General features: G+C 70.9%; 22 protein-coding genes and 1 pseudogene. 13 read left to right on the top strand and 10 right to left on the bottom strand.

The annotated features are described in order from the left end of the window. The first annotated feature begins 21 nt into the window (after positions 1–21). The 3 genes from OG798_RS30710 to OG798_RS30700 all read left to right on the top strand — a co-directional run bounded on the left by OG798_RS30710 (position 22) and on the right by OG798_RS30700 (position 3,606). On the top strand, positions 22–795 hold the full coding sequence (locus OG798_RS30710) for a transglutaminase domain-containing protein (RefSeq protein WP_121415393.1): 774 nt from the start codon (positions 22–24) through the stop codon (positions 793–795). Between the two features lie 100 nt (positions 796–895). Beyond that, entirely contained in the window at positions 896–1,459 is a 564-nt protein-coding gene (locus tag OG798_RS30705) for a hypothetical protein (protein ID WP_267062542.1), read from the top strand. Positions 1,460–1,620: 161 nt separating this feature from the next. Then, positions 1,621–3,606 (top strand): APC family permease, encoded by a 1,986-nt coding sequence (locus tag OG798_RS30700; protein WP_438948426.1) that lies wholly within the window; start codon positions 1,621–1,623, stop codon positions 3,604–3,606. A 67-nt stretch (positions 3,607–3,673) separates the two neighbouring features. Here OG798_RS30700 and OG798_RS30695 read toward each other — a convergent pair whose 3' ends face one another. Beyond that, complete coding sequence (locus tag OG798_RS30695; RefSeq protein ID WP_147474176.1) at positions 3,674–5,305, bottom strand: hypothetical protein; 1,632 nt, start codon at positions 5,303–5,305, stop codon at positions 3,674–3,676. 356 nt (positions 5,306–5,661) lie between these two features. Here OG798_RS30695 and OG798_RS30690 point away from each other — a divergent pair, with 356 nt between their 5' ends. Next, positions 5,662–7,629, top strand: a complete 1,968-nt coding sequence (locus OG798_RS30690) for an amino acid transporter (protein WP_267062540.1) — start codon at positions 5,662–5,664, stop codon at positions 7,627–7,629. 345 nt (positions 7,630–7,974) lie between these two features. On the opposite strand, the gene OG798_RS30685 is transcribed toward OG798_RS30690, so the two are convergent. The 4 genes from OG798_RS30685 to OG798_RS30670 all read right to left on the bottom strand — a co-directional run bounded on the left by OG798_RS30685 (position 7,975) and on the right by OG798_RS30670 (position 12,224). Further along, on the bottom strand, positions 7,975–9,444 hold the full coding sequence (locus tag OG798_RS30685; RefSeq protein WP_095853231.1) for a sensor histidine kinase: 1,470 nt from the start codon (positions 9,442–9,444) through the stop codon (positions 7,975–7,977). Further along, positions 9,445–10,185 (bottom strand): response regulator transcription factor, encoded by a 741-nt coding sequence (locus OG798_RS30680; RefSeq protein WP_121415395.1) that lies wholly within the window; start codon positions 10,183–10,185, stop codon positions 9,445–9,447. 246 nt (positions 10,186–10,431) lie between these two features. Next, a complete protein-coding gene (locus OG798_RS30675) occupies positions 10,432–11,142 on the bottom strand; it encodes an FMN reductase (RefSeq protein WP_121415396.1) in 711 nt (236 codons plus the stop codon). After that, positions 11,139–12,224, bottom strand: coding sequence for an LLM class flavin-dependent oxidoreductase (locus OG798_RS30670; protein WP_054232090.1), 1,086 nt, complete (start codon positions 12,222–12,224; stop codon positions 11,139–11,141). Before OG798_RS30670 ends, OG798_RS30675 begins: the two co-directional genes overlap by 4 nt. A gap of 166 nt (positions 12,225–12,390) precedes the next feature. On the opposite strand from OG798_RS30670, the gene OG798_RS30665 reads away from it, so the two are divergent. Continuing rightward, positions 12,391–13,209: a helix-turn-helix domain-containing protein gene (locus OG798_RS30665; RefSeq protein ID WP_095853234.1), complete on the top strand. Its 819-nt coding sequence runs from the start codon at positions 12,391–12,393 to the stop codon at positions 13,207–13,209. Positions 13,210–13,536: 327 nt separating this feature from the next. On the opposite strand, the gene OG798_RS30660 is transcribed toward OG798_RS30665, so the two are convergent. Continuing rightward, entirely contained in the window at positions 13,537–14,436 is a 900-nt protein-coding gene (locus OG798_RS30660; protein WP_121415397.1) for a LysR family transcriptional regulator, read from the bottom strand. A gap of 62 nt (positions 14,437–14,498) precedes the next feature. On the opposite strand from OG798_RS30660, the gene OG798_RS30655 reads away from it, so the two are divergent. Further along, positions 14,499–15,455, top strand: coding sequence for an alpha/beta hydrolase fold domain-containing protein (locus OG798_RS30655; protein WP_267062539.1), 957 nt, complete (start codon positions 14,499–14,501; stop codon positions 15,453–15,455). Between the two features lie 59 nt (positions 15,456–15,514). On the opposite strand, the gene OG798_RS30650 is transcribed toward OG798_RS30655, so the two are convergent. Further along, entirely contained in the window at positions 15,515–16,399 is an 885-nt protein-coding gene (locus tag OG798_RS30650; RefSeq protein WP_328758001.1) for an NADP-dependent oxidoreductase, read from the bottom strand. A 144-nt stretch (positions 16,400–16,543) separates the two neighbouring features. Between OG798_RS30650 and OG798_RS30645 the strand changes: the two genes are divergently transcribed. Further along, positions 16,544–17,002, top strand: coding sequence for a winged helix-turn-helix transcriptional regulator (locus tag OG798_RS30645; protein ID WP_095853238.1), 459 nt, complete (start codon positions 16,544–16,546; stop codon positions 17,000–17,002). Here OG798_RS30645 and OG798_RS30640 read toward each other — a convergent pair. Together OG798_RS30640 and OG798_RS30635 are read right to left on the bottom strand one after the other, a co-directional pair. Further along, positions 16,933–17,472 carry a MarR family winged helix-turn-helix transcriptional regulator gene (locus OG798_RS30640; protein WP_095853239.1) on the bottom strand — a complete coding sequence of 180 codons (540 nt, stop codon included), beginning with the start codon at positions 17,470–17,472 and terminating at the stop codon, positions 16,933–16,935. The two genes, OG798_RS30645 and OG798_RS30640, sit on opposite strands and share 70 nt — an antisense overlap. Before the next feature lie 86 nt (positions 17,473–17,558). Next, entirely contained in the window at positions 17,559–18,035 is a 477-nt protein-coding gene (locus OG798_RS30635; protein ID WP_257038890.1) for a hypothetical protein, read from the bottom strand. A 194-nt stretch (positions 18,036–18,229) separates the two neighbouring features. On the opposite strand from OG798_RS30635, the gene OG798_RS30630 reads away from it, so the two are divergent. From OG798_RS30630 to OG798_RS30605, 6 genes are all read left to right on the top strand, one after another. After that, positions 18,230–18,568 (top strand): YnfA family protein, encoded by a 339-nt coding sequence (locus OG798_RS30630; protein WP_121415400.1) that lies wholly within the window; start codon positions 18,230–18,232, stop codon positions 18,566–18,568. 92 nt (positions 18,569–18,660) lie between these two features. Then, on the top strand, positions 18,661–19,437 hold the full coding sequence (locus tag OG798_RS30625; RefSeq protein WP_095853240.1) for an SDR family NAD(P)-dependent oxidoreductase: 777 nt from the start codon (positions 18,661–18,663) through the stop codon (positions 19,435–19,437). Next, positions 19,434–19,619, top strand: a complete 186-nt coding sequence (locus OG798_RS30620; protein ID WP_373558951.1) for a hypothetical protein — start codon at positions 19,434–19,436, stop codon at positions 19,617–19,619. The genes OG798_RS30625 and OG798_RS30620 overlap by 4 nt, the downstream gene beginning before the upstream one ends. Positions 19,620–19,656: 37 nt before the next feature. Next, the gene (locus tag OG798_RS30615; protein WP_328758000.1) at positions 19,657–20,922 is read left to right on the top strand and encodes a tyrosine-protein phosphatase; all 1,266 of its coding nucleotides are present in this window, start codon (positions 19,657–19,659) and stop codon (positions 20,920–20,922) included. A 144-nt stretch (positions 20,923–21,066) separates the two neighbouring features. Next, positions 21,067–21,639 carry an LAGLIDADG family homing endonuclease gene (locus OG798_RS30610; protein ID WP_328757999.1) on the top strand — a complete coding sequence of 191 codons (573 nt, stop codon included), beginning with the start codon at positions 21,067–21,069 and terminating at the stop codon, positions 21,637–21,639. A gap of 6 nt (positions 21,640–21,645) precedes the next feature. Continuing rightward, complete coding sequence (locus tag OG798_RS30605) at positions 21,646–21,981, top strand: hypothetical protein (RefSeq protein WP_328757998.1); 336 nt, start codon at positions 21,646–21,648, stop codon at positions 21,979–21,981. A 19-nt stretch (positions 21,982–22,000) separates the two neighbouring features. On the opposite strand, the pseudogene OG798_RS56615 reads toward OG798_RS30605, so the two are convergent. After that, positions 22,001–23,070: pseudogene (locus OG798_RS56615) on the bottom strand (IS630 family transposase). Between the last annotated feature and the right edge of the window lie 52 nt (positions 23,071–23,122).

The following is a 23,122-nucleotide window of genomic DNA, read 5'->3' as shown; positions in this document are numbered from 1 at the left end:
AACGGGGGAAATGGGCGGGCCATGACGAGTCGTTTGCTGATGCCGTGCCGACGTGCGGGAGGCGACCCGGTCGCCCCGGGGACCGAACCCGTACCCGGCTCCACGCGCCCCACCCCGATCCTCGACTGGACCCACCCGAACGTCACCGCCCTCGTCGAGCGGATCCCCACCGACGACACCGCCCGCGAGTCACTCCGCGTGGCACACGGGATCATCGCGCGTGAGGTACGCCCGGTGTACTCCGTGGACGACCTGCGGAGCACCTCGCGGACGCTGACGCTCGGGCGGGGCTCGTGCAGTCAGCGGATGGCGGTGCTGGAGGCCGTCGCGCGGGCCATCGCCGTACCCACGCGTGTACGGGGCCTGCTCGTCGACGGAGTCTTCTGGTATCCACGGTTCCCCCGGCTCAAGCCGCTGGTCCCGGAACGGATCCTGCTCGCGTGGCCCGAGTTCCTGCTGGACGGCGACTGGGTACCGATCGCCGGGCTGTTCGCAAGCCCGGACGAGATGAGCGCGGCCTCGGGCGGCTTCACCAACAAGGGTGGCGAGACCCTCTTCGACGCCGTGGCCCGTACGGCGGTCGACTGGGACGGTCACGCCGCCGCGAGCTGCGACGGCGGCCCGGGAGCCGTCTGCGACCTGTCCGGCCACCTCCGCCTCGACCTCGGTCACTTCACCTCCCGCGACGAACTCTTCGCCCGCCACGGCCAGACCCTGTGCCTCCCGGCCCGCACCTTCGCGGAGCCGGTGCTCGGGCGATGGGCCGCGGGAGGCCGGGCCGCCCGGGTCGCGTAGCGGCAGGCCGACGCTTCTTGTCGCATCCTTGACGCCCGCGTCATCAGAGACCCGTCAAGGCATGCTGCCCCGGGCCTCCCCGGTCTCTACCGTCGGTCGTATGGAACGCCGCAACCGCCGCAGCGACACGCGTACCGCGGTCGCCGCAACCGCCCCACCCTCGGCGGAAGTCGCGCGCGACCGCCTCTGGGCCCAGGACGTACGCAGTTCGATCCGCTGCGCGGCCGTGCTGCTCGCCCTTCTCCTCCTCATCGACTGGGGAGTCGGCACCCTCTCCGCGCCGCGCGCCACCCTGTGGGCCGCGCTCGCGGTGCTGCTGTTCGTCGTGCTGTACCCCACCCGGGTCTCCGCGGGCGAGGGCTGGCTGGTGGCGCGCGGGCTGCTGCGCACGCGGCTGGTGCGCACCGACCACCTGGTGTCGGTGCGCTGCCTGGACGGAGTCGGCCAGCGGCTCGTGCTGAGGGACACGTTCGGCGCGCGCGTCGAGGTCGACCCCCGGGTCCTGGTCGCCAATCCGCCGCTGTGGCGCCGCCTCGACGAGGACGCGCGCCTGTCCGCCCTGCGCTCCACGCTCTCGTGCGGGCAGACCGCGCTGCACCGCGTCTCGGAGCGGATCGACCGCGAGACGGCAATGACGGTCTTCAAGGTGTCGGGGCTGGAGTGAGCGAGCGGTCGTGCGGAAGGGGACCTGTGCCCGCCCTCGCCGACATGGTGAGGAGCGGCCCGGAGTGAGTGTCGGGCCCCTTCCCGGCCCCTCCCCCGGCTTACCCTCCGCCCGTGTTCAACGTCACGGGGATCCTCAAGCGGCTGGTGATCGGCCGGGCCATGCGCAGCGAAGAGCTGCACGAGACGCTGCTGCCCAAGCGGCTCGCCCTGCCGATCTTCGCCTCGGACCCGCTGTCCTCGGTGGCGTACGCGACCCAGGAGATCCTGCTGGTCCTCACCCTGGGCGGCCTTGCCTACCTGCACTTCACCCCGTGGATCGCGGCCGCGGTCGTGGCGCTGATGACGGTCGTGGTGCTGTCGTACCGCCAGGTGGTGCACGCCTACCCGAGCGGCGGCGGCTCGTACGAGGTGGTGTCGACGAACCTCGGCCCGACCGCCGGACTGGTCGTCGCCGCCTCGCTCCTCGTCGACTACGTCATGACGGTGGCCGTCTCGGTCGCCTCCGGCGTCGACAACATCATCTCCGCCGTCCCACGCCTCGCCGACCACCGCGTTCTGATGGCGATCGGCTTCGTGGCGGTCCTGACGGCGATGAACCTGCGGGGCGTCCGGGAGTCGGGACGCGCCTTCGCCGCACCGACGTACCTGTTCATCAGCGGTGTGCTCGTCATGGTGGTCACGGGCCTGATCCGCTACGCCCTCGGGGACGCGCCGGTCGCCGAGAGCGCCCGCTACGGCGTCGCGCCGGACCCCTCGGACGCGCACCTGACGGGTCTCGCCCTGCTGATGCTGGTGCTGCGCGCGTTCTCCTCCGGCTGTACGGCGCTGACCGGGGTGGAGGCCATCTCCAACGGCGTACCGGCCTTCCGCAAGCCCAAGTCGAGGAACGCGGCCGAGACACTGACCGCGATGGGCGCCCTCGCGATCGTCATGTTCGTGGGCGTCACCGCGCTGGCGCTGATCACCAAGGTGCACATCACGGACGACGCGTGCCGGCTGACGGGGCTCACCGGCGACTGCGGCTCGTACACCCAGCGCACGGTGATCGCGCAGATCGCGGCGGCGGTCTTCGGCGGCGAGCACAGCGTCGGCTTCTACGTCATCCAGGCGGCGACCGCGCTGGTCCTGATCCTGGCCGCGAACACGGCCTTCAACGGCTTCCCCCTGCTCGCGTCCATCCTGGCCCAACACCGTTACCTTCCGCACCAGTTGCACAACCGGGGCGACCGGCTCGCGTTCTCCAACGGCATCCTGGCGCTCGCGATCGTCGCGGCTCTGCTGTTGTGGGGCTTCAAGGCGAACGTCACCAGCCTCATCCACCTCTACATCCTGGGCGTGTTCACCGCCTTCACACTCTCCCAGCTGGGCATGGTCCGGCACTGGAACAGCGAGCTGCGCACGGAACGCGACCCGGCGCCGCGCCGCCGCCACCACACGGCCCGCGTGATCAACGCACTCGGCGCGGTCGTCACCGGCCTGGTCCTGGTGATCGTGCTGGCCACCAAGTTCACGGAGGGCGCGTGGCTCGCCGTACTCGCGGCGATCGTGCTCTGGGTGATGATGCGCGGCATCCGGCGCCATTACGACGCCACGTCGGCGGAACTGGCGGTGACCGACCCGAAGGGCGAACTCACCCTTCCTTCACGCGTGCTGGGGATCGTACTGGTCTCCACCCTGCACAAGCCGACCCTCCGTGCCCTCGCCTACGCGCACGCCTTCCGCCCCGACCGGCTGGAGGCCCTGACGGTCTCCGTCGACCGTGCCGAGGCGGCGGCGCTGCTCAGGCGCTGGGAGGAGTACGGCATCGACATCCCACTGAAGATCATCGACTCGCCGTACCGCGAGGTGACCCGGCCTGTCGTGGAGTACGTCCGCTCGATCCGCCGCGAGAGCCCGCGGGACATCGTCGCCGTCTTCATCCCCGAGTACGTCGTCGGACACTGGTGGGAGAACCTCCTGCACAACCAGTCGGCGCTGTGGCTGAAGAACCGGCTCCTGTTCACGCCGGGGGTCATGGTCACGAGCGTGCCGTGGCAGCTGACGTCCTCGGCCCACGCCGACCGGCCCGCGGCCAGGGCGCCGGGGTCCTTCCGGCGGGGGGAACCGCAGGGGCCGACGCCCCGGGCGGGCACCCGGCACCGGTGACGCGCCCTCGGCGGAACCCGGCTCGGCGCACCCCCGCTCAGCGCACGCCCGTTCAGCGGACCCCGGTTCAGCGGAACTCGGCGAGCCTCGGTCGCAGCCCCAGCAGGATCAGCGCACCCGCGCCGAGCAGCAGACCGCACGTCCACGGGAGCAGTCCGGTGGCCTCGAAGCGGCCCGCGCGGACCGCCGCCGTGAAGTGCCGCCGGTTGATGTCCGTCACCTGGTCCAGCGCCCTCATCCAGGCCCCGAAGTGGGCGTTGGACGTGCCCGGCTCCCAGCCCATGCAGAACGCGACGGCCTCGCGCTCCTTGCCCTGCGCGACCAGGGCCCGGATCCTCCGGTCGTCGCGCTGGTAGACGGCGTACGCGTCCACCGTCCGCTCCGCCGCGGTCCGTTCGCCGGGGAAGGTGAGGTTGGCGAGCTCACGCGCGAACTCGCCGCCGAAGTCGAGGGTGTGGTGGTCGGCGCGGTACTCCTTCCAGGTCGTGGCGAGCCCGAAGTCGTACGAGTCGAGACGCGCGCCCTTCATCCCGTACAGCTGCTGCGACTTGGCGAGGAACGCCTGCGCGTACTGTTCGCGGCGCTCGGGGTCCAGCAGGTAGCGGCTCTCGTCGGCGTTCGCGTCGTAGGCGATCGCGCGGGCGCGGGAGAGGGCGACGACGGAGTCGAAGGCGTCGCGGCGGGCGCCGTACAGCCGGTCGGCGGAGGCGGCGAGCGCCTGGCCGCCGAGGAGCACGGCGAGCAGCGCGCAGACGGTGGCGGCCAGCACGCCGGGGTTGAGGATCCGGTGGAAGCGGCGGGCCAGGTACCACTGGAGGACGCCGAGGGCGGCGAGCAGCAGCGCGCCGAGCACGAGGACGGCGGCAAGCTGGGCCGAGAGGACCGAACGGGCCTGGTCGTACTGCCGGTCGAAGGCGCTGTCGTTGGAGTCCACCAGCTTCCTCGCGCTCGGCAGGAGCTGGGCCTGGAGGAGATCGGTGGCCTCGCGGTAGTCGACGAGGGCGGCCGGTCTGCCGCCGGCGCGGTCGTCGTTCTCCAGCGCGCGGCCGATCAGCTCCTGGTACTCGGCGAAGTCGTCGGTGAGCGACTCCACGGTGTGCTCGTCGGCGGCGTCGCCCTGGGCGGCGACGGCGAGGGTGCGCAGGTCGTGGCCGATCGCGCGGCGCGCGTCCCCGTAGAAGCCGACCGCCTTCTCGTACGGCGTCGCCAGGCGTCCCTTGCCCCCGTCGCCGCCGGCCAGCAGGAGGTTGGCGGCCTGCGCGTCCATGTCGTTCAGGGCGAGGTTCAGGTCGGCGGCGCTGGTGGTGCGGGGTGCGTCGCGGCCCGCGACCGTGTCCCAGGTGCCGGTGGCGGCGAGTCCGGCCAGCCCGAGCAGCAGGGCGAGGGCGACGGTCAGCAGGAGGGTGACGGTCCGCAGCAGCCGCAGTCGCGCGGGCAGGGTCGCCCAGAAACGGCGGTGCAGGGCGGTGGCGGCTCTTCGGGGTGCGAGGCGGAGAGGCAGCCGGGGACTTCGGGGCCGCCCGGCGCGTCGGGGGCGTCTCGATCGCGGCCCCCCGCGCCTGGGCCGAGGCCGGCGCCCACCCCCGGAGGGGGCGCTCGCCACACGCGGTGGCGCTCCGACGGTGCCGGCTCGCGCCGGACTGTGCGTGGTCGCGGCTCGCGCCGCGGGACTGTGCGTGGTACCGGTCGTGACAGCCACGAGCCCCTCCATCGGCACGCCACGGACGCTCGTCCGTGTCCCCCGTGCCGTGCACAGTCTGCGACCGCTCCACTCACACACACCGAACCTTGATGGGCCCCTGATGTCACACCGGACGACTTTGACGCGGCCTTGACGCCTTCGGCCGACCATGTGTGCGAAAGCACGGCATTCTCGTGGTCGGGGGGCCGACCGGAGTGCCGGACCGCGATGCCGCACCGGGGGCTGCCACCCCCGCGACCGCACCGCCGTCCCCCGTTCGCCGTAATGTCCGCCCGCCCTGCCGTTCCCTCTCCCAGTGACCACAATCGGATCACCATGGGCACGACGCCGGGCAGCACGTCAGGAGCACCCCGATGGCCACCACCGACCACGCTCGTACCAGAGGTACGACGGGTACGAGCCGGCTGCGCGCGTGGATGCTCGAGGGACTGTCCGACATGGGCAAGACCCCGCAGGGCCCACACGCCCCGCCGGAGCCCGTGCACCAGGGGCAGCGCTGGTGGCGGGTGATGTGCCTGACCGGCGTCGACTACTTCTCGACACTGGGCTACCAGCCCGGCATCGCGGCCCTGGCCGCCGGACTCCTCTCGCCCATCGCGACCATCGTGCTCGTCATCGTCACCCTGACGGGCGCACTGCCCGTCTACCGGCGGGTGGCCGAGGAGAGCCCGCGCGGCGAGGGCTCGATCGCGATGCTGGAGCGGCTGCTGTCGTTCTGGAAGGGCAAGCTGTTCGTCCTGACCCTGCTGGGCTTCGCCGCCACCGACTTCCTGATCACCATCACCCTGTCGGCGGCCGACGCCTCCACCCACCTGGTCGAGAACCCCCATCTCACCAGCACGCTGCACGACCAGCAGATGCTGATCACGCTCATCCTGGTGGCCCTGCTCGGCGCGGTGTTCCTCAAGGGCTTCCTGGAGGCGATCGGCGTCGCCGTCGTCCTGGTGGGGATCTATCTCGCGCTCAACGTCGTGGTCGTGGTCGTGGGCCTGTGGCACGTGGCGACCGCCGAACATGTGATCACCGACTGGACCAGCGCTCTGACCACCCAGCACGGAAACGTTTTCGCGATGGTCGGGGTCGCCCTCCTGGTCTTCCCCAAGCTGGCCCTCGGCCTCTCCGGCTTCGAGACCGGCGTCGCCGTCATGCCGCACGTCCAGGGCGACGCCACCGACACCGACGCGAAGCCGGCCGGCCGCATCCGGGACACCAAGAAGCTGCTGACCACCGCCGCCGTGATCATGAGCGTCTTCCTCATCTTCACCAGCTTCATCACCACGCTCCTCATCCCGGAGCAGGAGTTCAAGTCCGGCGGCCAGGCCAACGGCCGCGCCCTCGCCTATCTCGCGCACGAATACCTCGGCGGCGCCTTCGGCACGGTCTACGACGTGTCGACCATCGCCATCCTGTGGTTCGCGGGCGCCTCCGCCATGGCCGGACTGCTCAACCTCATGCCCCGCTACCTCCCCCGCTACGGCATGGCCCCACACTGGGCACGCGCCGTCCGCCCCATGGTGATCGTCTTCACCCTGGTCGCGTTCCTGGTCACCTGGATCTTCAACGCCGACGTCGACGCGCAGGGCGGCGCCTACGCCACCGGTGTCCTCGTCCTCATCAGCTCCGCCGCGATCGCCGTGACCATCGCCGCGCGCAAGGCCGGCCAGCGCAACTGGACCATCGCCTTCGCCGTCATCTCCGCGGTCTTCCTCTACACGACCGTCGTCAACGTCATCGAACGCCCCGACGGCGTCAAGATCGGCGCCTGCTTCATCGCCGGCATCATCCTCGTCTCGCTGCTCTCCCGGCTGGCCCGCGCCTTCGAACTGCGGGTGACCAGCGTGAGCCTGGACGACATGGCGGACCGGTTCGTACGCGACATAGCCAGCCGCCGGATCCGGTTCATCGCCAACGAACCCGACAACCGCGACAAGGCCGAGTACCGCGAGAAGATCGAGCAGATCCGCGCCGACAACGACCTCCCGGCCCAGGAGGACTTCGTCTTCGTCGAGGTCACCGTCCTGGACCCCTCGGAATTCGAGGCGGGCCTGACCGTACGCGGCGAGGTGCTCCACGGCCGCTACCGCGTCCTGACCCTGGAGTCCTCCTCCATCCCCAACGCCCTGGCCGCCCTGCTCCTGTACGTCCGCGACCGCACCGGCTGCACCCCGCACATCTACTTCGAGTGGACCGAGGGCGACCCCTTCACCAACTTCCTGCGCTTCTTCCTCTTCGGCCAGGGCGAGGTCGCCCCCGTCACCCGGGAGGTCCTGCGCGAGGCCGAACCCGACCGCTCCCGCCGACCGCGCGTACACGTCGGCTAGGGCCTGTCCGGCGGATCAGGTCGCAGGCAACGAGCGGTGCCTCGTGAACGCTGGTGAGCGGGGCTTGGTGCGTGCAGCTGCAAGGCGGAGGAGGGAGTCGACGCGATGGGGGTCCCCCCTGCTCGAGTGAAGCCGAGAGCTTGGGGGAGTCGGCGAGTGACGACAACGCGGCTGGGGGCACCCCCTGCTCGAAGAGCTTGGGGGAGTGCGTGCCAAGCCCCGCGTCTGCGGCATGATCCGCCGGACAGGCCCTAGGCACTCCGCCGAAAGCGCGGTACGCCACCTGCGGGTCCGTCGTGGCTGGTCGCGCGGTTCCCCGCACCCCTTCAGGGCGCTGTCCGCCCGTCAGTCCTCCTCCGTCGGGTAGTCCGCGCTCACTGTGAAGCCGATGACCGCGCCTCCCCCCTCCCGCCGGAAGGCGAACGGCGCTCCGCCGTGGCCGGTGGCCACCTCACGGACGATGGACAGACCGAGCCCGGAACCGGGCAGGCTGCGGGCGTCGGTGGCGCGGTAGAAACGGTCGAAGACCCGGACGAGATCGCCCTCGACCACGCCCGGACCCCGGTCGAGGACCTCGATCCGGACGCTGCCGGGAAGACCGCCGCCCACCCCGACGCCGGGGCGCACCGGACCGGTGACCGCGATCTCGATCGGCGCCTTGCCCTCGCGGTCGAACTTGGCCGCGTTCTCCACCAGGTTGGATATCGCCCGCTGGAGCGCCGTGGGACGGCCGTCGACCGTCGTGTCACCGCCCACCCGGACGAGGATGTCCCGCCCGGTGCGGCGCCGCGAGGCGATCGCCACGTCCTCCGCGAGATCGGCCAGGTCGATCCGCTGCACGGGCTCGGTGTCGGACCGCCCGGCCGCGAGCGCCACCAGCTCGTTGACGAGGTCGGTCAGCTCACGGGACTCCTGTGCCAGGTCGGCGACCAGTTCCTCGCGGGCGTCGGGCGGCAGCTCGTCGATGCGGCGCAGCATGGAGATGTTCGTGCGCAGCGAGGTCAGCGGCGTACGGAGTTCATGGCCCGCGTCCTGGACCAGCCGACGCTGGTCCTCCTCGGACTGCGCGAGCCGGCCGAGCATCCGGTCGAAGGAGCGGCCGAGGCGGGCCACCTCGTCGTATCCCGCCACCGGCACCTGGATGCCGAGCCGCCCGGTGCGCGCCACGTCCTCCGCGGCCCCGGCCAGCCGCACCAGCCGCCGGGTGATGCGCCGCGCCAGCCACCAGCCGAACAGCCCCGACGCGATCACCACCGCTCCCACAAGGAGCACGGTCCGCTGCTGCAGCTCCCGCAACAGATCCTCGGTGTCGCTGAACTGCTGGGCCACCTGCACCGCGCCCCGCCCGCCGCCGAGCGCGACGGTCGCCACCCGGTAGCGGTCGCCGGCGACGTCGACCTCCCCGTGCTCCACCCACTTGCCCGCGGTGGCGGACGCGGCTGTCCGCCGGTCGGCGGCGGTCACGGGCAGCGCGGGGTTCCCGCGGTCGGATATCACCCCACCGCGCCCGAGCACCTGCACATCCGTTCGAGCGGGCCGGATGATGTCGTCCAGGGGCCCGTCGTGATCGGGGTCGGACGACGAGAAATCACCCGGGTCCAACGCCGTCTCGCGCACCTGGACCCGCAGGTCCTGCACGACCCCGGAGAAGACGGTCTGCTGGTCCACCCGCACCAGCCGGGCGGCGGCGTCGTAACTCAGGAATCCGACGAGGACGGTGACCGCGGCGGCCACGGCGGCGAAGGACAGGGTGAAGGTGGCCCGCAGGGAGGACACCCGCCGGGGCCGCAGCCCCGTGAGCCATCGGGGGGGCACTCAGTCCTCCCTCAGCACATACCCCACGCCCCGGACGGTGTGGATCAGCGCCGGTGCCCCCGGCTCGTCGAGCTTGCGCCGCAGATATCCCACGTACACGGCGAGGTTCTTGGAGCCGGGACCGAAGTCGTAGCCCCAGATGCGGTCGTAGATCGTGGCGTGGTCGAGGACGATGCCCGCGTTGCGGACGAGTAGTTCGAGCAGCTCGAACTCGGTGCGGGTGAGCTCCAGCTCGCGCTGTCCGCGCCAGGCGCGGCGTGCCTGGATGTCCATGCGCAGCCCGGCCGCGGAGATCTGCCCCGCCGCCTCCTTCGACGCGGACGCGGACACCGACGGCGACGACGCCGGTACGTCTGCGGGGGTGCCGTTCACCGGAAGGGTCCGGCGGAGCAGGGCCCGCAGCCGGGCGAAGACCTCCTCCACGTCGAACGGCTTGACCACGTAGTCGTCGGCCCCGGCGTCCAGGCCCGCGATGCGGTCGGCCGTCTCGACCAGTGCGGTGAGCATCAGGATCGGCGTACGGTCCCCCTCCGCGCGCAGCACGCGGCACACCTGCAGCCCGTCGATACCGGGCATCATCACGTCCAGGACGAGGACGTCCGGTGGCGTGCGGTGGGCCTGGGCCAGCGCCTCCACGCCGTCGGCGACGGCCGTCACCGCGTAGCCCTCCAGTGTCAGTGCCCTTTCCAGGGCATGGCGGATGGCACGGTCGTCCTCGGCGAGCAGCACATTCTGGGGCACCCCACCAGTCTGCCAAGCCGCCGGCCGGGTACCACCTGGTGGGCGGTGGTGGGGGTGGGCTTCTTACCGGCCTCTCACCCCTCCTCCCGCGCGCGCCTTACCTCGCCCGGTCAGTCTGTCCCGTATGTCAGGACGGGCGGACCCGCGAATCCCCCAGTAGGGGTCCGGCCGGTGCGGAGGGGGTGGGCCGGAAGCGCAGGACGGTGGCGGCCCACCCCCTCTTTTGGCCTTTACGGCCTGCTCCCCCTACGGCCGCAGCGCGGCGAGCTGCTGCTCGAAGGGGATGACGGTGAACCTGTCGGCCGAGGCGAGGGCCCCGTCGAGCGCGCGCGGCGCGATGGCGGCGGCGGTGTCGGTGTCCACGGCCATCGACGCGTCCGCCCTTTCCGCCGCATCCGCCGCGTCGGCCCTTCGCACAGCCCCGGTCTCAGCCCCGGCCCCGGAGCCCAGGCCTTCCATGAGCCTCCCCAGTTCGCCCGCCGCGCGGTCGATCCGCTCGGCCAGGCCTTCCGCGCCCCAGTCCTCCGAGGCCGCGTAGACCGCGGTCGGGACGACCACGGCGCGCAGGTAGGCGAAGAGGGGACGCAGGGCGTGTTCGAGGACGAGGGAGTGGCGGGCGGAGCCGCCGGTCGCGGCGATCAGGACCGGCTTGCCGGTGAGCGCGTCCTGGTCCAGTACGTCGAAGAAGGACTTGAACAGGCCGCTGTAGGAGGCGGAGAACACCGGGGTGACCACGATCAGCCCGTCCGCCTCCGTCACCGCCTCCAGGGCCGCGGACAGGGCCCGCCCGGGAAAGCCGGTGGTGAAGTTGTGGGCGATCTCGACGGCCAGGTCGCGCAGTTCGACGACCTGGACGTCGACGGACGTGTACCGGCCGGTGGCGGCGGCCAGCCGGTCGGCCAGCAGCCGGGTCGACGAGGGGACGCTCAGCCCCGCCGAGACGACGACGAGCTTCATGCGACGCTCACTTCCTGAGCCTTGAGCAGGGACTGGTGGGTCGGCGCGTCCGGCACATCCGCCGGGCGCCCCTTGGCGAACTCCTCGCGCAGCACCGGGACGACCTCCTCGCCGAGCAGGTCGAGCTGCTCGAGGACCGTCTTCAGCGGCAGCCCGGCGTGGTCCACCAGGAACAGCTGGCGCTGGTAGTCACCGGCGTACTCGCGGAAGGCCAGGGTCTTCTCGATGACCTCCTGCGGGGAGCCGACGGTCAGCGGGGTCTGGTCGGTGAACTCCTCCAGGGAGGGACCGTGCCCGTAGACCGGCGCGTTGTCGAAGTACGGGCGGAACTCGCGCACCGCGTCCTGGGAGTTCTTCCGCATGAACACCTGCCCGCCGAGACCGACGATCGCCTGCTCGGGCGTGCCGTGCCCGTAGTGCGCGTACCGCTCCCGGTAGAGCTCGACCATCCGCTGGGTGTGGTCGGCCGGCCAGAAGATGTTGTTGTGGAAGAAGCCGTCACCGTAGTACGCGGCCTGCTCGGCTATCTCCGGCGACCGGATCGAGCCGTGCCACACGAACGGGGGCACCCCGTCCAGCGGACGCGGCGTCGAGGTGAACGACTGCAGCGGCGTGCGGAACTTGCCCTCCCACGTCACCACGTCCTCGCGCCACAGCCGGCGCAGCAGCGCGTAGTTCTCCACGGCCAGGTTGATGCCCTGGCGGATGTCCTGCCCGAACCAGGGATACACCGGCCCGGTGTTCCCGCGCCCCATCATCAGGTCCACCCGCCCGTCGGCCAGGTGCTGCAGCATCGCGAAGTCCTCCGCGATCTTCACCGGGTCGTTGGTGGTGATGAGCGTGGTCGACGTCGACAGGATCAGCCGCTCGGTCCGCGCCGCGACATAGCCGAGCATCGTGGTGGGCGACGACGGCACGAACGGCGGGTTGTGGTGCTCGCCGGTCGCGAACACGTCCAGGCCCACCTCCTCGGCCTTCTGCGCGATGGCGACCATGGCCTTGATCCGCTCGGCCTCGGTCGGCGTACGGCCGGTCGTCGGGTCCGCCGTGACATCGCCGACGCTGAAGATTCCGAACTGCATGGTCGCTCACCCTCCAGGTTGTTTACGATTCAACTATACCCCCAAACGATCCACCCCCCGTCGCTATTCCGCGCACCCCCCACCCCCGACTCCTCACCCCTGCCCCTGCCCCTACCTCCGGCTGCCTCTGCCCCCGACTGTCAGTGCTCCGCCCTACGATCCCTTCATGGCCGCCCCACGCCGTGACACCCGAGGCATCGTCGACGCCGCGGAGCTCTTCGCGCGCGTCCGCTTCCGCCGCCGCGAACCCGCCGAGCCGCTCCGCCCCTACCTGGAGCACTACTGGCTGATCGACTGGGACCTGCCCGAGCCGTACGCCTCCCACGTGGTCCCGCACCCGTCCGTGAACGTCGTCTTCCAGAGGTACGCGGGTCAGCACCCCGTCGACTTCGGCGAGGTGGCCGGCATCGGCCTCGACCTGTTCACACAGAAACTGGAGGGCCGGGGACGGGTGTGCGGGATCCAGTTCCGCCCGGGGGGCTTCCGCCCCTTCGCGCCGGGACGGGCCCTGACGTCACTCACGGGCGAGCGCATCGCGCTCCACACGGTGTTTCCCACGGTGGACGCCGCCACGGTCCCCTCCGTCCTCGACCCCGCCGACGAGGACGCGCGCGTGGCCGCACTCGACGCGTTCCTCCTGGGCCTCGGTCCGCGCCCGGATCCCCAGGCCGACCTCGCCATGTCCCTGGTGGACCGCATCCGGGGCGACCGCGCCATCCGGCACGTCGGCGACTTCGCACGCGCCGAGGGGATGACCGTACGGGCCCTGCAACGGCTCTTCGCCGCGTACGTCGGCGTCGGCCCGAAGTGGATCATCCTGCGCTACCGGATCCACGAGGCCCTGTCCCGCGCGGAGGCCTCCGGCCCGGTCGACTGGGCCGCCCTCGCCGCCGACCTCGGCTACGCCGACCAGGCCCACCTCGTCCGCGACTTCACAGCGACGGTAGGAGTACCCCCCACCACCTACGCAACCACCACCCACTGACCCGACTCCGATTGCGGGGCGGGCGGGGGCTCGGCTGCGGGCGGGTGGGGGCTTGGCGCGCAGCCGTGCCCCTGGGGCACGGGGCTGCGCCCCGGTGCCCCATCGCCCCATCGGCCTCGTTCTCACACGCCGGACGGGCTGGAGGCTTTCAGGGGCGCGGGGAACTGCGCGACCAGCCCCCACCGGCCCCGCAGCCAAACGAATCCGGGCAGGCAGGGGACGCGGGGCGAAGCCCCCGCATCAGGGGCGCGGGGAACTGCGCGCCAAACCCCCACCGGCCGGCAGCCGACAAACCCACCCAAAACCTGGGGACGGAGTCCCCGGGCCTCACCGCGTGGTGGTGCTGGTGATCGTGTCGCGGAGCCAGCGTTGCGCGGCGTCGTCGTCCAGGCGGGGATGCCAGGACATCGCACAGCTCAACGGGCCGATCTCGCTCGGCGCCGGGATGACGGTGGTGCTCCCCGGCGACGCGTGCCGGATCGCGAAGCTCCTCGGCAGAGTCGCCATCAGCAAGGTTCCCGGCACCGCGGCGGCCGCCGCCGCGTGGTAGGGCACGGTCACGCTCGCTCGCCTCGGGCTGCCCAGCAGTTCGAGACACCGGTCGACGTGCCCCTGCCGTCCATCGGCGACGTCCACCACGATGTGCGCGCACTCCAGATAGTCCCGCAGCGACACGGCAGAGCGTTGTGCGAGCGGGTGGTGGCTGGAGACCAGGCAGGCGTAGTCCTCCTCGAACAGCACCTGCGAGCGCAGCGGCGGCGGAGCCGAACCACCGTGGACGAGCAGGTCCACCATGCCGTGCTCGGCGTCGCTGAAGACGGCATGGTGCCAGCGCGAGAAGAACACGGTCGAGCCCGGCGACTGCTCGAACACTCGGGCGAGCAGCGCCCCGCTGAGTACGGAGACCGTGTAGTCGGTCCCGGCCAGGCGGAACGAACGTGCCGCTGTCGCAGGATCGAACACCTCACCGGAGAAGACGTGTTCGAGCCTTGGCAGTGCGTGCTCCAGTTCGGCCCGGATCCGCTCGGCCCGAGGGGTGAGCCGGTATCCGCCGGGCCCGCGCACGAGCAGCTCGTCACCGAGGGTGGCACGCAAGCGCTGGAGAGCCCTGCTCATCGAGGGCTGGCTCATGTGCAGCCGGCCCGCCGCGCGGGAGACGTGCCGCTCCTCGAGCAACGCGTGCAACGGCGCCAGCAGGTTCAGGTCCACCGAATCTATACGCGGCACGCATACACGGTATGCAACATATGGCATTGCCGCATAGTCCCTGGATGCAGAACGCTGAGGGCATGAGTAAAGAGCAGCGCGAAGCGCTCGACACCCTCTTCCGCAACGGCCCGCTCGACATCGGCGGCGACCACGTGCAACAGCGCGAGATCTTCAGCCGGATGCTCACTTCCCGGCCGCTGCCCGAGGACGTGGTGCTCACCCCCGGCAGACTGGGCGAGATCCCGGTGCTGGAGATCGACATCGACGGCGTCACCCCGGACGGCACACTGCTGTGGTTCCACGGCGGCTTCTACGTGTTCGGTTCGGCGCGCACCTCGGCAGGTCTGGCCTCGAACGTCGCCCGCCGGACCCGGACGAGGGTGATCCTGGTCGACTACCGGCTCGCGCCCGAGCACCCCTTCCCGGCCGCGCCGGACGACGCCCTGGCCGCCTACCGCGCCCTGCTCGGCGAGACCAAAAGCGGCAACCCGGCGCGGATCGCCGTGGTCGGTGAGTCGGCCGGCGCCGGCCTCGCCGGGGCCCTGCTGGTGCGTGCGCGTGAGCAGAACCTGCCGATGCCGGCCGCCGGCGTGCTCTTCTCGCCGTACGCGGACCTGACGCTGAGCGGCGCGAGCATGACGACCAAGATCGCGGTCGACCCGTCGTTCACCCCCGATGCCATCGCGGTCCGGGCCAAGGACTACACAGGTGCCGCGGACCCCGCGGATCCGCTGATCAGCCCGGTGTTCGCGAACCTGCGTGGCCTGCCGCGGCTGCTGATCCAGGCCGGGTCGAACGAGCTGCTGCTCGACGACGCGGTCAGGCTCGCGGCGCGCGCGGCCGCGGACGACGTCCCGGTCACACTCGAGGTCACCCCGGGCGTCCCGCACCTGTTCCAGGCTTTCGCCCCGATGCTCGACGAAGGCGAGGCCGCGCTCAGTCGGGTGACCGCGTTCCTGCACGCGGCCTTCACCCTCCCGCCCCGGGCAGGGACGACAGCTCGACCTCACCCCGACAACGTTGAGCCGAACGGGTGAGGGGCAGAAGCACCCAGGACTTCGCAATCACCCCAGGACCCCTTCGGGCACCCGCGGACTCAGGGGATCAGGACCAGCCGCCCCCGCAGCCCGCCCTCGGCCAGCCGCGCGTGCGCCTTCCCCGCCTCCTCCAGCCCGTACGTGCCGGCGACCCGGGTCGTGAGCACCCCCTCGTCGACGAGCGCCACCAGCTCCGCGAGGCGCGCCCCGTCGGCGCGCACCTCCACCGAGTCCGTCCGCACCCCCCGCACGGACGCCGGATGCATCCCCGGGATGACACCCACGAACACCCCGCCGTCCCGCACCCACTCCAACGCCGCCGCGCCCAGAATCGCCGCGTCCAGCACCCCGTCCACGCCCTCCACGCCACCCGGCGCGAAGTGGGCCGCCCCCAGCGACCGTACGAGCTCCTCGTCGCCCTCGCGGGCCACCCCCGTCACCACGAGACCCCGGTGGGCGGCGAGTTGGACGGCGTACCCGCCGACCGCCCCCGCCGCACCCGTCACCGCCAGGCTCTGCCCGGGCTCCAGGGCCAGCAGGTCCAGGGCCCGGTCCGCGGTGAGGGCGTTGAGGGGCAGGGTGGCCGCGTGGACGGGGTCCACCGAGCTCGGCGCCCCGGCCACCGCGTCCGCGCCCACGACCACGTGATCGGCGTGCGTGCCAAGGGACTTGACCGCCCCGTACGACAGCGCCACCACCTCGTCGCCGACCCTCCACCCCGCGTCCGCGCCCACCGCGTCCACCGTCCCGGCCACGTCCCAGCCCAGTCCGAGCCGCCGCCCCGCGCCCCCGAAGCCACCCGCGCGCACCCCGGCGTCCACCGGATTGAGCGCGGCGGCCGCCACCTTGATCCGTATCTGCCGGGCACCCGGCTCCGGCACCTCGACCTCCGCGATCTCCACCGCTTCCGGCCCACCGAACTCCGTCACGACCACTGCCCGCATGTCGGCTCTCCCTGTTTCCCGCGCCCAGCGCGTGGATTCACCTGATTCACCCGGGTTTCTCTCCCGTTGCAACAACCCTAGGAAGAGCTACTCTCTTTTGGTAAGTAGGCACCTGAAGGTGCGTACATCACCCGGAGGTGAGTCATGGCGACCACGACCGCGGCACAGCGGCGCGCGCAGGCGCGGATCGAGTACGACGCGTTCATCCGCAGCTGCCCCACCAACCAGCTCCTCGACCGCATCAGCGACAAGTGGGTCAGCCTGGTCGTCAGCGCGCTCGCCCAGGCGGACGAGGCGTCGATGCGCTACAGCGACCTGGGCCGCAAGCTCGCGGGGATCAGCCCCAAGATGCTGACGCAGACGCTGCGTTCACTGGAGCGCGACGGCATCCTGGTCCGCACGGTCACGCCGTCCGTGCCCGTCCGCGTCGACTACGAACTGACCCCCCTGGGCACCAGCCTCGCCGGACTGCTCTCCGCCGTGAAGGACTGGGCGGAACTGCACATCGAGGAGGTCAACGAGGCGCGGGAGCGCTACGACGACGACGGCCACGCCTCGTCCGCAGGCTCCGCAGACTCCGGGCGGTCCTCGTCGGCCTCCTGAAGGTCCCCGTCCCGCAGGCGGGCGATCTGCTCCGCGCTCAGGTCCACCGTGCGGCGCATGTGCCCGATGATCAGGGCCAGTTCGTCGTCCGCCAGCTCGTCGAAGAGCGCGTACCAGCCGCCGCCCAGCCGGTCCCACACCCGCCCGAACTCGGCGACCTTCTCCGGCACGGTCGCCACCAGCACCCGTCGCCGGTCGACGGCGTCCCGCTGCCGTACGACATAGCCCGCCTTCTCCAGCCGGTCCACCAGCCGCGTCGCCGACCCGGTCGTCAGACCGGTCAGCTCCGCGATCCGGCCGGTCGTCACCGGCCCGCCCTCCAGGCTGAGCAGGTTCACGCACTGCATGTCCGTGGGGTGCAGCTTCAGACGGTCGGCGAGGGCCTGGTTGAAGAGCGCGTACGAGGCCATGTAGCGGCGCGAGACGGTGGACAGCTCGTCGAGCAGCCGCGCACGCGCATTCCCTGGCATGGCACGCCCCTTCGCTGCCGCTTCACCCACGTCGGACAAAGATCGTACGTGCAACCAGCACAACCACCCGGCGAACCGGACAGCTCCTAGAACACGTACGAGTCTCCGGTGTCCAGCACCAGCACCCGCTGCCGGTCGTTGCCGTGATTGCGGTCGACCGCACCGCCGCCCCACACCGTGTCGATCTCCAGCATCACCTCCGACGGCTCCCCCAGCAGCCGTACCGTCAGCCGCGTCCGGTCCCCCGGCCCGTCCGCCGCCAGCGGCCCCGTACGGCACACCACCTCCCGTTCACCCGAACGCGCGCAGTCGCCCGGCAGCCGCTGCACATCCGCGAGCGGGGCCGACCAGCGCAGCCGGACCGTCGCGTCCTCGACGGTGCTCGGGCCGTGGTTCTGCGGGGTCAGCCACAGGTCGACGAGCCCGGCCGCCATGGTCACCGAGCCGTGATAGGCGAGATCGGCCTCGGGAGCGAGGGCACCGACGGACGACGCCCCGCCCATCGCCAGGGCCGCCCCCACACCCACCACACCCATGCCCCGCACCCACGCGCCATTCCCCATCCCCGACCGCATCCCCGACCGCTTCCGCAATCGCATCCGCATCTCCATCATCCGCATGACGTCGCTTCCTTCGCTCGGGGCCCGCACGCACTCACGCTCACGTGATCACCCGATGTATGCCACCCCAGACCGTCGACAGGCGCCGTCCATCAGGTGACGGAAGTGGCGGAAGTGGCCCGTGCGAGAGTGACGGCATGCTGGTCGTCCGCTCCGCCGCCCTCTTCGTCATCGCCGCGCTCTTCGAGATCGGCGGCGCCTGGCTGGTCTGGCAAGGCGTGCGCGAGCACCGCGGCTGGCTCTGGATCGGCGCGGGCGTCATGGCGCTCGGCGTCTACGGCTTCGTGGCGACACTCCAGCCGGACGCCGAGTTCGGCCGCATCCTCGCCGCGTACGGCGGAGTGTTCGTGGCCGGCTCCCTCGTCTGGGGCATGGTCGCGGACGGCTACCGCCCTGACCGCTGGGACGTGACCGGCGCCCTCATCTGCCTCGCCGGAATGGCCGTGATCATGTACGCGCCGCGCGGCGGCAACTGAGCCCACGACCCCGCGAACGCCGACCGCCTGCCTATCCTGACGAGGACCGACCACACCACGTACGCCAGTCAGCCACGTCCTAGGAGCAGCCCATGACGTCCGCCGTGCCCTCCGCCTCCTCCCGTATCGCCGTCGTCACCGGCGCGAGCAGCGGCATCGGCGCGGCGACGGCCCGGCAGCTGGCCGCGGCCGGCTACCGCGTCGTGCTGACCGCCCGCCGCAAGGACCGCATCGAGGCACTCGCCGAAGAGATCAACGCGACGGGCCACCAGGCGACCGCGTACGCGCTGGACGTCACGGACCGCGCGGCGGTCGACGAGTTCGCCGGCGCCTTCAAGACGATCGGTGTCCTGGTCAACAACGCGGGCGGCGCGCTGGGCGCCGACCCGGTCGCGACCGGCGACCCGGCCGAGTGGCGCCAGATGTACGAGACGAACGTCATCGGCACGCTGAACATCACCCAGGCCCTGCTCCCGGCGCTCACCGCGAGCGGCGACGGCACGGTCGTCGTGCTGTCGTCGACGGCGGGGCACGGCACGTACGAGGGCGGCGCGGGCTATGTCGCCGCCAAGCACGCCGAACACGTCCTCGCCGAGACCCTCCGCCTGGAGATCGTCGGAACGCCGGTCCGGGTCATCGAGGTCGCGCCCGGCATGGTCAAGACGGACGAGTTCGCGCTGACCCGCTTCGGCGGCGACACGGAGAAGGCGGCCAAGGTCTACGCGGGCGTGGCCGAGCCACTGACCGCCGACGACGTCGCCGACACCATCACCTGGGCCGTCACCCGCCCCAGCCACGTCAACATCGACCTCCTCGTCGTCCGCCCCCGCGCCCAGGCGTCGAACACCAAGGTCCACCGGGAACTGTGATGCCGGACGGGATACCGATCGAGGCGCCGGACGAGACGTCGGAAGCGCCCTCCGCGGAGCGCCGCCACCTCGCCGCGGAGAAGAAGAACCGGCGCTACGTCTGGTGGTACCTCGCGTACTTCCTCTTCGGCATCCACATCGTGGCCTTCGTCATGATCTACGCGATATCCCACGCGAAGTGATCGCGGCAGCCGTACGTCCGCCGTACGCTGCCGCGATGTGAACGGACACGATGCGAACAGACACCTGCCCTTCGCCCGTCTGCACAACTTTCGCGACCTGGGCGGATACACCACCGCGGACGGCCGTACGGTCCGCCGGTCCCGCCTGTACCGCGCGGACTCGCTCGGCAAACTGACGCCCGGTACGCAGGACTGGGATCTCTTCCTCTCCCTCGGCATCCGCACGGTCGTGGACCTCCGCTATCCCTGGGAGATCGACGCGAAGGGCCGCGTCCCCGAGCACCCCTCCCTCACGTACCACAACCAGAGCATCGAACACCGCCCGTACGACCAGGCGGCACTGCCCCCGTCCGTCGCCCCCGGCCCCTACCTGGCGGCGCGCTACGCGGAGGTCGCCGAGGACGGCACCAAGGAAATCCGCGAGACACTGCAACTGATCGGGGCAGCGGCCGAATCGGACACCCCCCTGGTCTTCCACTGCGCCTCGGGCAAGGACCGCACGGGCCTGGTGGCGGCGCTGGTCCTGTCTCTCCTGGGCGTCCCCGAGCAGACGATCACCGACGACTTCACCCTCACGGAACATGCCATGCCCCTCCTGGTGGCGGACTGGCGCGCCAACAACCCCGACCGCGAACTCCAGTGGCCGGCCTACGGCACGGCCCCCGCCGAGGTCATGACCCGGTTCCTGTCGACGATGAACTCCCGCTACGGCTCGATCCAGTCCTACGTCACGGAGCCCCTGGGCCTGGACGCCACCTTCACCACGGCCCTCCGCTCGACCCTCCTCGAACCCGCCTCTCCCCTCACCTACCGCCAGGCGACCGAGGCCGACATCCCCACCCTGGTCCGCCTCCGGGACGAAGCGGCCCACTGGCAGATCACCCACGGCATCGACCAGTGGAAGCCCGGCCAACTCACCGAACCCCACTTCCGCACCCGCCTGGCGAAGGGCGAAGTCTGGCTGGCCCTCCTGGACGACCAGGTGGCGGGCGCCTGGGAACTCTGGTGGGACGACCCGGCCGCCTGGGGTCCCCAACCCCCCACCGCCGCCTACATACACCGCCTGATGACCGACCGCCGCGTGGCCCCGCCCGGAGCGGGCCGCCACATGCTGGCGGAGGCGGAACGCCGCATCGCCGCCGCGGGCCGCCCGCTGTCCCGCCTGGACTGCCTCTCCACCAACCCCCGCCTGCGCGAGTACTACCAAGCCGCCGGCTACACGGTCGTAGGCGAACAGACCGCCAAGGACGGCGGCCTGGACACCCCCTACGCGGTGACCCTCCTGGAAAAGCGCCTCCGCTAACTCACAAGGGTGAACCGCATAGATCACCCATACGACACCAGAACTCCCGACCTAGGCTCGCGCCACAACATCAAACACGACGGCCCTCGGCCGGGACTGCCATCCCGCCCGAGGGCCTGACCAAGAAGGAAGGCGGACTTCCTCATGGCTGAACGCGAGCCTAACGCGCACCAATTCACGCTGGACGAAGCCCTCGGCATTGACACGGCGGGGTTCATGGACCTGGAAATCCCGGAGTACGCCTACATGTTCGGGTTTTTGCAGGCCGACGGGCATCTCTCCCAGCAGTCAAGGCAGCGAGGGCGACTGACCGTCGAGATCAACGTGCGGGACATCGACCTCTTGCGCAGATTTCAGGAGTTGACGCCACATAAAAGCAGCATTACCGAACGCACCCGGTCCACGAACTTCACCGAGACCAGTCACACCGCTCTCTGGAGCCTGTACTCCCTCGAAGCCCGGACCAAACTCAACCAACTCGGCCTGCCCTACGGCCGCAAGTCGAAAACGATCACTCCGCCACGCGTCGTCTTCTCCCGTCGCGACTACCTCCGAGGCTTCATCGACGCAGACGGTTCCTTGGGCTACACCCAGGGCTACCCCTTCATCTCCTTGACAACAGCCAGCACGTCCATCATGGCCGACCTGTGCTCCTACGCGGAGGAGATCACAGGCACCGAACGCAGGCTACGACGCAACCAACGCGACGACCTCTAAAACATCATGTACATCACCGAGGCAGCACAAAGTCTGGCTGCGCACCTCTACTATCCGGGCTGCCTGTCCTTGAAGCGTAAGCAGACAACCGCAGAGGGCGTCGCGGCATGGACTCGCCCAGCCGGCTCCAAGCCCAGGCCACCGCGCATCGAGTGGACCCACGAAATGGACCGGGTGCTGCTCGCCGCCCCGACCATTGCCCACGCAGCAGCCGAATTGAACTACTCCTGGAGCGCCTGCCAGGTTCGCCGCTGGAAACTGCTAAACGCGCAGCAGGACTGCCGGACCAACCGGTTCAAGATGGGCGCGGCAAATGTCCGCCACGCCCATCGCCGCTTCTAGAGATCTTCAATGGCTGAGGTTACGGCGCTCGGAGGTCGAGGCCGGTCTTGGCGATGAGGCCGTCAATGAGGCCGGGACGGTACTGCATCCGTTTGAGGCGGGTCTTCACCAGCGCGGTGAGCTGGTCGAGGCTGTGTTTGGTGAGGTTGGCCAGGGACCGTTTCAGGTGTGACCACACGCCCTCGACCGGGTTGAACTCAGGAGCTTACGTGGGGAGTTGGTAGACGGTCAGCCATAATCGGGCGTCGATGAGCTCCCGCATGGTGCGGCTGACGTGTGTGTTTAAGTTGTCCCAGACCAGGACGATCGGGCCACCGAGCTGCTGGTGTGCGGCGTCGAGCAGGCGGGCGTAGTCGGCCTCGGTGAAGCCCTTGCGGCGGCCTTTGACGGGACCGCGGTCGAGGTGGATGCGGTAGATCAGTCGGGACCGGTGGCCAGACTTGGTGCAGATCAGCGCCGCCATCGAGATCCGTTTGGTGCCCGCGGCGGTGATCCGCACGACCGGCGTGTGGCCTCGTCGGCCCCAGGTTCGGCCTTTGGGCGGCCTCAGGCCCTGGCCGGCTTCGTCTTCGAAGCAGAGCCAGGCGCCCAGGTCCGCCGCCGTCTTTCTATGACGGGCCACTGCTCGTCCTTCCAGGCGGCGATCTTCTCCTCATTCCGCTCGGTGGCCTTGCGGGAGGGAACCTGCACGCTCCAGCCGATGCGGTGCAGCAGCAGGTCCAGCCCGGCCAGGGTGTACTCGACGCCGAACCGGCGGCGCACGACCTCGGCGATCCTCGCCAGAGTCCAGCACTGGTCGCTCCAGCCGGCGGCGGCCGGGCCGGCGTCCAACACCGCCTCCAGCACGCGCAACTGCCCCGCATCGAGCTTGCAGCGGGCACCGCCGGGACCCTTGGAGACCAGGGCCTGCCTGCCGCCCGAAGTCAACGCCCGCCGCCAGCGATTCGCCGACATCCGGGTCACCCTGAACCGCCGGGCCACCTCCCGGTCACTGGCCCCGGCCTCGATCAGATCAGCGGCCGCCAACCGGACTCGCTCACGCCGAACCCGCTCCTCAGCCGTCAGCCCTCCGCCATCGGGATACCTCATCCCTCCGGCATAGCGCGGCCCCCGACAGCCGTCACGACCCCACGTAACCCAC

The organism is Streptomyces sp. NBC_00271 (genome assembly GCF_036178845.1).
In the GTDB taxonomy this organism is placed as follows: Bacteria; Actinomycetota; Actinomycetes; order Streptomycetales; family Streptomycetaceae; genus Streptomyces.
The sequence above is the reverse complement of the archived record's forward strand: the minus strand, read 5'-3'. Positions and strand labels throughout refer to the sequence as shown.